11 protein-coding genes are annotated in these 14519 nt (G+C 33.2%); 4 read left to right on the top strand and 7 right to left on the bottom strand.

From position 1 onward, the window contains the following. Positions 1–79: 79 nt before the first annotated feature. Positions 80–2767, bottom strand: coding sequence for a carboxypeptidase-like regulatory domain-containing protein (locus tag P2W65_RS07795; protein WP_289664699.1), 2688 nt, complete (start codon positions 2765–2767; stop codon positions 80–82). 59 nt (positions 2768–2826) lie between these two features. Further along, a complete protein-coding gene (locus tag P2W65_RS07790; RefSeq protein WP_289664698.1) occupies positions 2827–3711 on the bottom strand; it encodes a GLPGLI family protein in 885 nt (294 codons plus the stop codon). A gap of 214 nt (positions 3712–3925) precedes the next feature. Here P2W65_RS07790 and P2W65_RS07785 point away from each other — a divergent pair, with 214 nt between their 5' ends. The 4 genes from P2W65_RS07785 to P2W65_RS07770 all read left to right on the top strand — a co-directional run bounded on the left by P2W65_RS07785 (position 3926) and on the right by P2W65_RS07770 (position 6172). Further along, positions 3926–4741 carry a hypothetical protein gene (locus tag P2W65_RS07785; protein ID WP_289664696.1) on the top strand — a complete coding sequence of 272 codons (816 nt, stop codon included), beginning with the start codon at positions 3926–3928 and terminating at the stop codon, positions 4739–4741. Beyond that, positions 4741–5355: a deoxynucleoside kinase gene (locus tag P2W65_RS07780; RefSeq protein ID WP_289664695.1), complete on the top strand. Its 615-nt coding sequence runs from the start codon at positions 4741–4743 to the stop codon at positions 5353–5355. The genes P2W65_RS07785 and P2W65_RS07780 overlap by 1 nt, the downstream gene beginning before the upstream one ends. Before the next feature lie 150 nt (positions 5356–5505). Further along, on the top strand, positions 5506–5802 hold the full coding sequence (locus tag P2W65_RS07775) for a type II toxin-antitoxin system HigB family toxin (protein ID WP_289664693.1): 297 nt from the start codon (positions 5506–5508) through the stop codon (positions 5800–5802). 1 nt (position 5803) lies between these two features. Continuing rightward, on the top strand, positions 5804–6172 hold the full coding sequence (locus tag P2W65_RS07770) for a helix-turn-helix domain-containing protein (protein WP_289664692.1): 369 nt from the start codon (positions 5804–5806) through the stop codon (positions 6170–6172). 104 nt (positions 6173–6276) lie between these two features. Here the strand turns inward: P2W65_RS07770 and P2W65_RS07765 are convergent, their stop codons facing one another. The 5 genes from P2W65_RS07765 to P2W65_RS07745 form a co-directional block, all read right to left on the bottom strand. Next, positions 6277–8826, bottom strand: a complete 2550-nt coding sequence (locus P2W65_RS07765; protein WP_289664691.1) for a sodium-translocating pyrophosphatase — start codon at positions 8824–8826, stop codon at positions 6277–6279. Between the two features lie 113 nt (positions 8827–8939). Continuing rightward, entirely contained in the window at positions 8940–9470 is a 531-nt protein-coding gene (locus tag P2W65_RS07760; RefSeq protein ID WP_091493871.1) for an inorganic diphosphatase, read from the bottom strand. Positions 9471–9616: 146 nt separating this feature from the next. Continuing rightward, the gene (gene dapF / locus P2W65_RS07755) at positions 9617–10483 is read right to left on the bottom strand and encodes a diaminopimelate epimerase (RefSeq protein WP_289664690.1); all 867 of its coding nucleotides are present in this window, start codon (positions 10481–10483) and stop codon (positions 9617–9619) included. 27 nt (positions 10484–10510) lie between these two features. Next, positions 10511–13012, bottom strand: a complete 2502-nt coding sequence (locus P2W65_RS07750) for a DUF5686 and carboxypeptidase-like regulatory domain-containing protein (RefSeq protein ID WP_289664689.1) — start codon at positions 13010–13012, stop codon at positions 10511–10513. A 70-nt stretch (positions 13013–13082) separates the two neighbouring features. Then, entirely contained in the window at positions 13083–14060 is a 978-nt protein-coding gene (locus P2W65_RS07745) for a pyruvate dehydrogenase complex E1 component subunit beta (RefSeq protein ID WP_179002522.1), read from the bottom strand. Positions 14061–14519: the final 459 nt, after the last annotated feature.

The following is a 14519-nucleotide window of genomic DNA, read 5'->3' as shown; positions in this document are numbered from 1 at the left end:
GGCTGTTAATATTGACGTAAAGATATTCCATTCTTATTTAAATTAAATGTCTTACTCTCTAAAATTCAGCCAAATCTTCTTATAAATTGTATTTCATCGAAAAGATAATGTAACGAGGCTGAACGGTATATTGCGAAACCCTTGTCGAGAACTGCGTAAAATTATCGTCGTTCAAATATCTTGTGTTTAGCAAGTTTGTTGCTGATATTTTGTATTCCCATTTACTGTTTTTCTTCTGATAAATTAAACTCGCACTTAAGAAATCATATTCATTATCAACAGATTTATCTCCATTATAATAATGATAGAATTCATACTCCGAAACAAAAGAAAAACTATCCAAGAAATAGTAATCTAATTTGGCAAATGGTTTATCCGTATAAAAAGTAGAACCACTGTATTTATTAATCAAAAGATTGTATCCAAATTCGATATTTGGAAGCTTTTTGTAATTTGTCGAAGCTCTAATCGTATAACTCTGTACAAAACTTTCGGTCGTTCTTAACTCCTCATTTTGAATATTGTTGAATTTTGACCAATTTAAACTTGCATTTATAGAGGCCTTGTAGTTTTTCAAAAACGAACGTCCGTAAGCTCCCATTCCCGAAAAAGTTTCATCAGCCAAATTAGAATTATAAGGAACTGAAGACTGATTAATTCCGTCAAAATCAGCTTGTGTTTTAATAGCATCTACTTTTCTGGTGTAGGTTGCATTCGCGAAAATATTCTCAAAATTGAACATATTATATTTGAAATAACGAAGCGAATGCACTTGCGAAGTGGCATTTTCTAAATAGCGATTTCCATGAAATAAACTGCTGTAATCAGACAAAACATAACCTGTTGCCAATTGATTAATATCAGTAAAATCATTGGTCAAGGAGAAATTATAGGTCAATGTCTCCGATTTTTTGATTTGATATAAAGCAAAGAAATCAGGTAAAACTTTGGTAAAACTTTGAGAATAATCTGTTCCTTCCTGTCCGTTTGTCATTTGATATGTGTGCAGACTTACACCAGGCGTTAAAGTAAATTTTCCTGTTAGAATTTTATAATGAAAACCTACAAAAGCATCATTAAATTGGTAATCTACGTCATTATTATTCTCTGAATTATTCAAATCATTTCTGTCTCCATTATCCAGCATTTGAAAAATGTGAGAGTTGAAGTTTTGATAAGAATACGTATTTCCTACTGTAATATTTAAGTTGCTTTTTGGTGTTACCATATAATAGTAATCCAGTTTAGCATCCAGTTTATTCGTTTTTACAAAACGATTCTGATTGTAATCGTTTCTAGACTGCGTAGCATCATATCCTGACAAGGCAAAAGGAAGCGTCTGTAAATTAGCATTATAAAATGGATTTTCGTCCTGATACAAATGCTGCATTTCAAAAGCAAAAATATTTTTAGCACTTTGCGTATAATACAAATTCAAATTCTGATTAAAAGAGGTCGGATCTTGTTTTTTAGTTGTAAAAATATCTTCTGAAGTAGCAACATTCTGAACAATCTGCTCTCTAAACAAATCTGAATATTCTTCTTGTTTGGTCAATTTCGTTAAGATGTCATAATCAAACTGAAATTTATCACTTGGTTTATAGGTTGAACTTAATTTAAAAAGACCTAAATTATTCTTTTGACTTGTATTTTCGTCACGTTTCTGCTGATCTCCAGAATCTAAAATCGTGGTCTGAGATTTGGTTTCTAATTGAGTTTTTGAAGTTGAAAGAATTCCAAAACCACTTAAATTCCAAGCTTTATTAACGGAATAAGCAAAGTTTGTTGCACCAAATTTGGTTTCAATTTCTTTCGCTCTGTTATTTCTCAAAAGTGAAATTCCTAAATCATTAGAAGAAACATTAAAATTGCTTCCTCCTTTTTTCATTAGATTTTTGAATCCGCCAGTGAATTTAAAATAATCTTGAGCCGTTAAAGGCAGTTCGCCAATATTATTAAAATTCGTAATTAAATTGATGCTGTATTTTGGACTGTAATAAAACAATTTTGGATTAATAATATAACGACTGTCTAGCTCAGCAACTCCAGTTCCGGCGGTCACGTCTCCAAACCAAAAGTTCTTTTTACCTTCTTTCAGTTTAATATTCATTGCCACATTATCCTGATCGTTTTCTAGACCTTTTAATTGGCTTACTTCATTATAATTTCTTAAAACCTGAACTTTATCAATAGCATCTGCTGGAATATTTTTAACGCCTAATTTGGTATCTCCGTCAAAAAAGTCCTTGCCTTCCACCATTAATTTACTGACTTTTTTTCCTTCCACTTCAATCTCTCCATCAGCATTAACTTCAACTCCTGGAAGTTTTTTAAGCACATCTTCGAGTTTTTTCTCTGTTCCAGATTTGAATGAATCTGCGTTGTAAACAATTGTATCTCCTTTTATTGAAACAGGCATTTCGCGAACGATTTCAACACCTTCTAATTCAATTCCTGTACCATCCAAAACCACATTTTGAGTCATGTTTTCGGTTTTAGTTGCTACTGCAATATCTTTAGATTTCATACCCAAATAACTTACTTTAATGGTATAAGAAGTATTTGGTTTTAAAGTCAGCTGAAATTTTCCTTTATCATTGGTAATTCCATAAGAATCCATTGCTTTTGTACCATTATTAATCGCCATAATATTGGCCATTTCTAACGGATTTTTCTGTTCATCCTGAATCAAACCGTCAAAACGAACACTTTGAGAAAAGCATATAGAAGTAAAAAGTAAGGCGAAAATAAAAAGTGTTTTATTCATTATCAGAACATTGGAATTTGGCGTTTATCTCGAAGCTTCGGGATTGGAATTTTATAAATTTATCTTCCCATTGGAGGTGGTCCACCTGCACGACCTCGGTTCATTTCTCTAAATTCCTCCATTTTTTTAATTACCGTTTCATCATATTCTTTCTGAGAAATTACTTTTCCTTTTTTAGAAGGTTTGATTTCCACTTTATCTTTTGCATTCAAAACCACTTTAGAACATAAAATAGTCGTTGTTCCATCGTTTATCTCTAAGATTAAACCAGGAAGTCCCCAATAATTCTCAGGACCTTGATTAACTGGAATTTCTGGTGTATACCAAGCTGTTACCACAATTTCTTTTGGAATCTCAAAATTGTCTGCAAAATTGGTTTTTGTATCTCCAGAAGTCTTTTTAGCCTCATCCTTTTTATCATCATTATTCTTAGGTCTGAAGTTTCTGAAATCGGTCTTACTGGCTTGTTTTACTGCAGTTGCCTTGTAACAATTGTAACCGCCAATTTGTTTGGTTTCCTGCTCCAATTTCCAGTCTAGTTTTGGAAGAGAATCTACCACAAGAAATTCCTTGCCCATAAATTCCTTGTCAACTGTATACGATTTTAATTTTACGTCTTTATAAAAAGTTCCGCCTCCTCCGGTAAGCGAACCAAACATGACACGAAAACCGCCTTGCTGCTGTCCTGGAGCTTCCAATTTTTCTTCTTCTTTATAAATAGATGCCGATTTATCGAAATTTAAAATGAATGTTTTTTCAAGCATTTTTTTCATACGTTCTTCCATGCTCTTCTGCATTTCTGGTGTAATATCTCTATTGCCACGCATTTCAAATTTAGGCGCCTGCGTTTTTGACTCATAAACAGCCATTCCCTGAAAATCTTTTTGAGCTTGAATTTGAGTACCTGCAAGCATCAATGTCATATAAAAAAATATCTTTCTCATTTTATTTACTTTAAAAGTGAGTAAGTTCGAAAAAACTTACATTCAAATGTATTATTTATTTTAAGATTCAAAAAATTAAATATATTAATACGTTCTGTACATAGATAGAATCGCCTATTTTTTAGACTATTAGACTTATAAAAGGTTTAAAGACTAAAAATGAATTTCTAACGCTAGTTTTTTGTAATTTGGTATTCTTGTAAATCAATTTCTTATGCCAAAAACAGTGCAACATTTTTTATTCTATTTATTTGTTTTATGCACTTCGAATGCACTGCTTGCACAGGATTCAAACATTACTCCAACATTACTATCCCAGTATAAAAACAATTCCGATGAGTTTTTAGGCTATGACTCGTTTGGTTATTCTTATCAGATAAAGAATAATGTTTTTAGCAAAACCAAAGGAATTGAACTTTTTGAATATAAAAATGTTTCTCTAGGAAAAATAACAAAAGTTGATCTGCAAAATCCGTTAAAAATAGTGTTGTTTTATGAAGATTTCAATAGTGTTATTTTATTAGATAATCAATTAAATAAAATGACAGAGATTAATTTTTCTCAGAGCGCAACACCAATTGTAGCTGATGCGATTGGAATGTCAACGCAAAACCAGTTATGGATCTACAACACTTTAAATCAACAGATTGGTCTTTTTGATTATTTAAAAAATGAATACAAAACTGTTTCGATTCCACTGACAGAAACTATTAAGTCTTACCAAACCGATTTCAATACATTTAACTGGATTGATAAAAATAACAACTGGTTTTCATGTGATATTTTCGGAAAAATCACTTCAAATGGAAAAATTCCTGATTTTGATAAAATTGAACTGATAAGTTCTTCACAATATATTTTCAGTAAAGACAATATATTGCACTTTAAAGGGTTTAATAAATCAAATTCAGATGTAATTTCTGAGATTAAAATTTTAGAAAAAACCTTTGACAATTTTTATTACAAAGACCAAATTTTATCTATTTTTACAGCTACAGATATTTCCAATTATAAAATCGTAACACCGTAATGCACATAGCAATAGCAGGAAACATAGGCGCAGGAAAAACCACTCTGACCAAGTTATTAGCCAAACATTTTAAATGGGAACCTCATTATGAAGATGTTGTTGATAATCCGTATCTAGATGATTTTTACCATCAAATGGAGCGCTGGTCATTTAATCTTCAGATCTATTTCTTAAACAGCCGTTTCCGTCAAGTGCAGCAAATCCGCGAGAGCGGAAAAAAAATCATTCAGGACAGAACGATTTACGAAGATGCTCACATTTTTGCTCCCAATTTGTATGCAATGGGATTAATGACAAATCGCGATTTTGAAAATTATACATCATTATTTGAGCTAATGGAATCGTTGGTAAAAGCACCCGATTTATTGATTTATTTAAGAAGTTCTATTCCTAATTTGGTTGGGCAGATTCACAAACGCGGACGTGAATACGAAAACTCAATTTCTATTGATTATTTGAGCCGTTTGAACGAAAGATACGAGGCTTGGATTCAGACTTATACTAAAGGAAGATTATTAATTATTGATGTTGATAATATCAATTTCGTTGATAATCCTGAAGATTTAGGAGATATCATTAATAGAATTGATGCTGAATTGAACGGTTTGTTTTAAACACTAATTCCACACATTTACACAAAATATAAAAGCCTCTAAATTAATTTTTAGAGGTTTTTTATTTAAATATTTTCTTACTTTTATAACCAATAAAAAAGGCAATTTTCCCGTTTTGGGAAAAAATGATTATATTTGCATAATTAAAGTATGAGAATAATAGCAAAAAGAACGTTGCAACATTTTTGGGAACGATTCCCAAATTCAAAACAACAATTATTAGCTTGGTATCAAGTATTTGATAAAAGTAATTTTGCTAATTCAAATGATGTAAAATCACTTTTTGGCACAGCCGATTTTGTAGGCAACAATAAAGTAGTTTTTAATATTTGTGGCAATCATTATCGATTAATTGTAAAGATTAATTACGAAACTCAAATTATATATATTCTTTTTATAGGTACACATAAGGAATACGATAATTTAATAGACATAAAAAACATGTAAGATGAATATAAAGCCAATAAAAACAGAGCAAGATTATAATGTAGCATTGGAAAGAGCTAATTCTCTTTTTGATGCAAAACCTGATACACCTGAAGGAGATGAGCTCGATATTCTAGTTACATTAATAGAAAAATATGAAGAGATTCATTATCCTATTCCCGAACCTGATCCGATTGAAGCTATCAAGTTTATGATGGAACAAAACGGATTAACTGATTGTGATTTAGGAGTTATTTTAAATAGTCGCTCGAGAGTGTCAGAACTATTTAATCGAAAAAGAGCTTTAACAATAAAGCAAATTAGAGTTCTAAATGAAAAACTCCATATTCCAGCTTCAACCTTAATTAAAGAATATACTTTAAATCAATAAAAAAGCCTCTAAATTAATTTTTAGAGGCTTTTTTATTGAATCGTAGACAGATTAAACCCGACAGGTTTTTGAAACCTGTCGGGTTTTTGTCCCATATTTTATAACTATTTCGCTGCTTCGACTTTTGCCAAAACTTCTTCTTCTGTTCCTTCAAAAACTTCAGTTGTTGTTTTACCATTTTCTGTTTTAGTAACGGTTCCAGTTGTTTTTCCGTTTATGTTTTTAACCTCAACACTAACTGATTTTTTCTCATATTTGCTAGTATCAAAACAGTCCGTTTTTTTGTACGGTTTTCTATTTTTATCAAAATGTGCCAAACATTTAGCGGTTTCTTCAGGTGTACAGCCTTTTTCCTTACACATTTTGATACACTCTTCTTTTGTCATTCCGGACATATCGCCACATTTAGAAAATCCATCTGCATGCATTTCTGTTTTTGCACAGCAAGAAGCTTTAGAAGCAATATTTGACGGAGCATGCCCTTCTCCTAAAATTGGAGCAATTACCAATCCAATCAAACAAGTTAATTTGATTAAGATATTCATTGATGGCCCTGAAGTATCTTTAAACGGATCTCCAACTGTATCTCCAGTTACCGCCGCTTTGTGCGCATCTGAACCTTTGTATGTCATTTCTCCATTAATCAGAACCCCTGCTTCAAAAGATTTTTTAGCATTATCCCAAGCTCCCCCAGCGTTGTTTTGGAAAACGGCCCAAAGAACACCCGAAACGGTAACTCCAGCCATATATCCTCCTAGCATTTCAGCAATCAACTGATTGTTATCTGAATAAACTAATTTCCCAATAAGTACAATTAAAATTGGAAATCCGATAGTTAAAATTCCTGGAAGCATCATTTCGCGTAAAGCCGCTTTTGTAGAAATTTCAACACATTTTCCATATTCTGGTTTTCCAGTTCCTTCCATAATTCCAGCAATTTCTTTGAACTGGCGGCGAACTTCGTACACCATATCCATAGCTGCTTTTCCAACAGAATTCATGGCTAAAGCAGAGAAAACTACAGGAATCATTCCTCCGACAAATAGCATCGCTAAAACTGGCGCTTTAAAAATATTGATTCCATCAATTCCTGTAAACGTTACATAAGCTGCAAATAAAGCTAATGAAGTTAAGGCTGCAGAAGCGATAGCAAATCCTTTTCCTGTTGCTGCCGTTGTGTTTCCAACAGAATCTAAAATATCGGTTCTAGTTCGAACTTCTTTTGGTAATTCGCTCATTTCCGCAATTCCTCCTGCGTTATCAGAAATTGGCCCAAAAGCATCAATTGCTAACTGCATTGCCGTTGTAGCCATCATCGCTGAAGCCGCCAATGCCACTCCATAAAATCCTGCTAAAGCGTAAGAAATCCAAATGGCAACAGCAAATAACAATACCGTTGGAAAAGTCGAGATCATTCCTGTCGCCAAACCTGCAATCACGTTTGTTCCTGCTCCCGTAGATGATTTTTGAACAATTGCTAATACTGGTTTTGTACCTAATCCTGTATAATATTCTGTTACGGAAGAAATAGCTCCTCCAACCACTAATCCGACCAAAGTTGCATAAAAAACACGCATGGATGAAATCGCTTTAGATCCTTCTCCAAAGAAACTCATCTGCATGGTTTCTGGCAGCATATATTGCACTAAGAAGAAACAAGCCACAGCAGTCAAAACAATAGAAACCCAGTTTCCTACATTTAATGCTTTCTGTACTTGAGCTTCTCTAGCATTATCATCTGAAATTTTTACTAAAAGTGTCCCGATAATTGAAAATATAATTCCAAAACCAGCAATTGCCATTGGAAGTAAAATTGGCCCAATGCCGCCGAAAGCATCATTAATACTTCCGCCCATATCTTTTATTACATAATTTCCAAGAACCATCGCTGCTAAAACTGTTGCCACATAAGATCCGAATAAATCGGCTCCCATACCAGCAACATCGCCTACGTTATCTCCAACGTTATCTGCAATTGTTGCCGGATTACGCGGATCATCTTCTGGAATTCCCGCTTCGACTTTTCCTACTAAATCGGCACCTACATCGGCGGCTTTTGTGTAGATTCCTCCTCCAACACGTGCAAACAAGGCTATTGATTCAGCTCCTAATGAAAATCCTGCTAAAGTTTCCAATACAACCGTCATAGTATCGGTATCTTTCCAAACTCCACCAGAAAATAAATTAAAAAAGATTATAAAAAAAGTTGTCAGTCCCAAAACGGCTAAACCTGCAACACCTAATCCCATTACGGTTCCTCCGCCAAAAGACACTTTTAAAGCCTGAGGCAGGCTAGTACGTGCTGCCTGAGTAGTTCTAACGTTTGTTTTAGTTGCTATTTTCATTCCAATATTTCCGGCATAAGCAGAAAATAATGCACCAAAAATAAAGGCAATTACGATTAATAAATGTGTTTTAACTCCTGGGATAAAAGTAATTCCTGCCAAAGCTAAACTGGCGATTATTACAAATATGGTTAACAGCTTATATTCTGCTTTGAGGAAGGCTAAGGCTCCTTCGTAGATGTAATCTGAAATCTCTTTCATCTTACCGTCTCCGGCGTCTTGTTTTAAAACCCAACTCCTTTTTATTCCCATGAAAAGTAATCCTAAAACTGCCATAACAATTGGCAGGTAAATCATAAATGCATTCATAATATAGTAATGGTTTTGGTTAATAGTCAACAATCTAACTAAAACGAATTTAAACAAAAAAGCAATACTCCTGACGGCAGTATTGCTTTTTTTATATATTATGAGTACTTAAATTATTTAATACTAAATAATCCCTCTGGTTTATTTTCAATATCGTTAAAACGCTTAGTGCATTCAGCAATAATGTCGAATGCTTCTTTTACGTCTCCCCATCCTTCAACATCAACTTTTTTGTTTTCAAGATCTTTGTAAACCTGGAAGAAGTGTTCGATTTCTTTTACTAAGTGTGGATTAATATCTGATAAGTCCGTTAATGAATTCCAAATTGGATCTGAAACTGGTACACAAATAATTTTCTCGTCTGGTCCTTTATCGTCTGCCATGTGGAAAACTCCGATTGGTTTCACTTCCATAACACATCCAGGAAAAGTTGGTTCGTTTACCAAAACTAATACGTCAAGAGGATCTCCATCTAATGCTAAAGTTTCCGGAATAAATCCGTAATCAGCTGGGTACATCATTGAAGAGAATAACATTCTGTCGAAACGCATTCTTTTAATTTCAAAATCGTACTCGTATTTATTTCTGCTTCCTCTTGGTATTTCGATTAACACATCGAAAGTCGTTAATTTGTCTGCGGTCATTTTCGTTTTTTATTGTTTCTATAATTTCGGTTGCAAAAATAACTAAACAATCCCTTTTTACAATGAAAAAAGTACATTAATCGATGAAGTTTATTCATAAATTAATGTACTTTCTAAGTTATCTAACAGAGAGTTAATAAAAGATTTTACAAATTAGCGTCTTCTATCAATTCTTCGCTTAAAATACCGGAGCAAATTTCTCTAACTTCTCCTGTCATTCTAATATTAAAATCAGGATCAATTTTAATTTTTAATGTTCCTCCCTGCATTTTAATTGTGATATTTTCATCGACTAAACCTTTCTTTTTCATCACACTTGCCACTGCACAAGATGAACTTCCAGATGCAAGAGTAAATCCTGCTCCTCTTTCCCAAATCAATACTTCTACTTCATTTCGGTTAATGACTTTTGCAAACTGCACATTAATTCGGTTTGGAAACATTTCGTGGTTTTCTAAAAATGGACCAAATTGTTTAATTTCATCAATACTCAAATCCTCTTTCAGAATAACACAATGCGGATTTCCAACTGAAACACAATTTACATTAAAAGATTTACCATTTGCTTCAATTGTAACGTTATCTACTTCTGGAGTTTCAAACTTTGTAGGGATTAAATCTGATTTAAAAATCGCCCGCCCCATATCGACAGTTATAATTTTTGCTTTGTTGTTTACCGTTTCTTCAATAGTCGCTTTTACGATTCCACCTTTTGTTTCAACAGTAAATTCATTTTTCGTCATTATTCCATAATCAAAAACATATTTACAGAATATACGCAATCCGTTTCCGCTTTTCTCAGCTTCAGAACCATCTGGATTGAATATCTGTAAACCGATATCAGCACGATCAGAATCAACTAATAAAAGAATACCGTCAGAACCTATTCCAAAATTTACGTTACAGATTCTAGTTATCGCTTTTTGAGTTAGTTCAAATGTAATATTTTGGCTGTCCAGCACTATATATTCATTTCCTAATCCGTGAGTTTTTACAAAGAAATTCTTGTTCATTTGTTTCATTATATTTTATTAATCTGACTAGAAATAGAATCCAAAAGATCCTTTTACAGCAAATTTGTGGGCGTCTGGCATGTCTAAATAATTTCCTCTCCAAGAGAAATCAATTCTAAAGACTTTGAAAATATTCCCAATACCAGCGTGATATTCCCAATAAATATTTTCTGGAGCATTATAAGGTAATCCTGAAGCATTGATAGCGCGGTTAGCGTCAGAAATTGTTCCATGTACCGCTCTAACTCCTACAAATTCTCTCCAATTTAATTTTCTCATAAATGGAACTCTGGCAAACAATCTTCCGCCAAAATCATGATTCCATTGTAAAGTCGTGTACTGATCTGTTACGAATTCGTAGAAATTAAGGTTACTAAACGTATTTTCGATTGTAAAATAAGTCTGGTTCCCTGGAATTACACTCATTAATCCTAACGGAATTGTTCCGAATGTTTTTCCTGTTTCTATAATAATATTAGATCTTCCTAAAGGTCCAATTATAATTGGCTGTTTGTAGAAAACCTGAATTTTTTCGTAAGCAAAATCACTATCCAAAACTCCTTTAAGACCATAACTAAAGTTTACAAAGAAATGACTAAAAGGACTGTCAACTAAATCTCTTTCCACACCATAACCGATTGTTTTACGGTTTGGCATATATTCAAATTGAATATTCGCTTCTGATTGTTTTACATCACTTTTAACCACTCCCATCGGATTTGTGGCCGTTGGCAAAGTAGTATAATAATCTAAACTAAACGTTTTTGAAGCCGATTCTAATGTTCGATAGGAGAATCCTGCCGAAACAATAAAATTCTTTTTAGCCTCCATTTCGACAGAAACGTTGCTCAAATTAATATTGGTCAGCTTTCCGTTACTTCCTGTTGTAAACAAAGCAGAAGAAGCAAAACTTCGGCCTAAAATATCATTTGTAGTGGTTAAACTCGCTCCAATCTGTTCAATATCGCGCCTGTTTCCTCCAGAAATAATAACACGGTTTTTCTTGTCTACCATCCATTTTCCAGAAACACCGTATTTGAATTTATTATCATCAAATCCGTAAGCGGTATAAGCCTGTAAACGCCAAGGGTCGTTTGGTCCAAAATAGGTTCTTCCTCCTACTCTCAATCGTAAGCCTTCGACTTCATTATAACCAAAAGTCGAATAAATAGGACCGTAATCGAAGTTCTTAAATTCGACGTAACCGCTTCCTAAAATGGAGACGAGATTGTAGAGCTGTTTAAATCGCTTGACGGTCTGCAGTGTATCGAGCATTTTATAAATACCCGCTTCGTCTTTATTTAATTTTTCAAAACGATTTTCTTCCCAAAATTCCGGCGGTCGTTCATAGACCGCATTGTCTATGAAATTGACTTCTTCTTTATAAAATTTTTCTGGTTTTTGAATGTTGAATTTATGATTACGATATAAAGTCGTTCGTTTTCCGTAAACTCCTTTTGATTTTTCTTTTTTATTCAAAGCAAAATCAGACATCATATAATCGCGGGTCAAAAGGAAAATGGAATCATTTTCTACCTCAAATTCCTGCTCGATATAAATATCTTTTACCCAGTTAATATTGGCACTTTTGGTAACACCCATATTAATTTTTTTGATGGCAAAAGTGGTATCGTTTACCCAGAAATCTCCTTTAAAAGTCAATTCGTTTTTACGCCTCGGATAAAAAACAATATTAAAACACCATTTTTTATCAATATAAGCACTGTCTTTTAATACGTAATTGTAAACATCAATTCCCGTTCTTGAAAGCGGGCTGGTAAAGCTTTTATCAAAAAATTTAAGGTGATTATCGTAAATATTATAATCTGAATAAAGATCCTTTACGAAAGCTAAAATCTGCTGATTTCCATTGAAACCAGACATTTTATTTCCCGTAAGATTTTCTTTTACTTTCTTTATTTTATTATCTCCATAAACATCATAAACTGATTCGTTGATAAAAATCGGCAGATACGTTTTCCCGGTAACATCCGAAGTATCAACATGATTAAAGACAAACTCCATTCCCTTAAAAAGCTTGTTTTTCATGAAAGCACTATCAATGGTATTCATGTCAAACTCGACTTTTTCATACTTCTGCATTTGATATTGATTAAATTGGTAAAGTCCGTTTTTACGTTTTCTTTCCCAAATTTTCCTCAAAATATCCAACGCGGGATTATTCTTTTTAGAAGTTTTTCCCGTATAAATTACAACCTCATTTAACGCTTCAGCTTCGCCTAAAACAATTTTAAAGTTATAATTAACAGCTTTTTCCAGTGGCACTTCTTTATCTGAAAATCCAGCAGAAGTAACTATTAATGCTGTATAGGTGTTAGGTGATTCTAAATAAAAACGACCGTCTTCGTTAGAAACGATTCCAGTATTAGAACCTTTAAAAACAACATTTGCAAAAGGTATCGGCTGATTAGATTTGTCCAAAACAATTCCACTCACTTTTGTTTGTGCAGTAACAATAGCCGCAAACGCGAATACAAAAAATAGGCTGAGTAAAATTATTCTTTTCATTGTCTGGGCAAAAAAAAACTTCATCAATTAACTATGAATGATGAAGTTTTGTGAGTATTTTAAATATGTATTATTTGTATAATACTTTTTTAACTGCTTTTACTACATCACCAGCATTTGGCAACCAGTCTTTTAATAATACTGGAGAGTACGGTGCAGGAGTATCTGCAGTTGTAATACGTTGAATAGGCGCATCAAGGAAGTCGAATGCCTGTTCTTGAACGATATAAGAGATTTCAGAAGAAAGGCTGGCAACTGGCCAAGCTTCTTCAAGAATTACTAAACGGTTTGTTTTTTTAACCGATTTTAAGATTGCCTCTTTATCCATTGGACGAACAGTTCTTAAATCGATAATCTCACAAGAGATTCCTTCTTTAGCTAATTCATCAGCAGCGATAAAAGCTTCTTTGATGATTTTTCCGAATGAAACGATAGTTACATCAGTACCTTCACGTTTAACATCAGCAACACCAAGTGGAATTGTGTATTCTCCGTCTGGCACTTCACCTTTGTCTCCGTACATCTGCTCAGATTCCATGAAAATAACTGGATCGTTATCGCGGATAGCTGATTTTAAAAGTCCTTTTGCATCGTAAGGAGTTGAAGGAACCACAACTTTAAGACCTGGAGTGTTAGCAAACCAGTTTTCTAAAGCTTGAGAGTGAGTTGCTCCTAATTGACCTGCAGAAGCTGTTGGTCCGCGGAAAACGATAGGCACATTAAATTGTCCTCCTGTCATTTGACGCATTTTAGCAGCGTTATTTATAATTTGATCAATACCAACTAAACAGAAGTTGAATGTCATATATTCTACAATTGGGCGGTTTCCGTTCATTGCAGAACCTACTGCAATTCCTGAAAAACCAAGCTCAGCAATTGGAGTATCAATTACTCTTTTTTCACCAAACTCAGCAAGCATTCCTTTTGAAGCTTTGTAAGCTCCATTGTATTCTGCAACCTCTTCTCCCATTAAATATATGGATTCATCGCGACGCATTTCTTCGCTCATCGCTTCACAAATGGCCTCTCTAAATTGTATTGTTCTCATATTTTATATTGTATGTTGAATTTTCTGAAGAGCAAAAATAAATATTTTAAATAACTTAAAAGCATAAATTGAATTTAAAATCGCACGAACTGCTGCACATCTTTCCGTTTTAACTTTTTTATACTTATTGTGATATTTACGAAATCGATATAATAACGTATAATCAACACTTATTTCATCCAAAATATTTTTTAGACAAACTTTTATTGATTTGTTTAATTCTTGTTTCTTCGAAATTCAATCATCAAAACGCAAAAAATCAAAAAATAGTATTTTTTATACAAAATTTAAATCTTCTTCAGTGCTTCAAATATTACAAAATTCCTAACAATCAGACAAAATGAGTGCTTTTTTATTTTTAGATTCCGATGAAAATCATTCAAAACCGCATAATCTGCGAAATCGTAATAGTTTTAAAAAATATTATGCATGCATAGTATAATTATTCCAAATTAAATT

This window comes from Flavobacterium panacagri (assembly GCF_030378165.1).
Lineage (GTDB): Bacteria > Bacteroidota > Bacteroidia > Flavobacteriales > Flavobacteriaceae > Flavobacterium > Flavobacterium panacagri.
The sequence above is the reverse complement of the archived record's forward strand: the minus strand, read 5'-3'. Positions and strand labels throughout refer to the sequence as shown.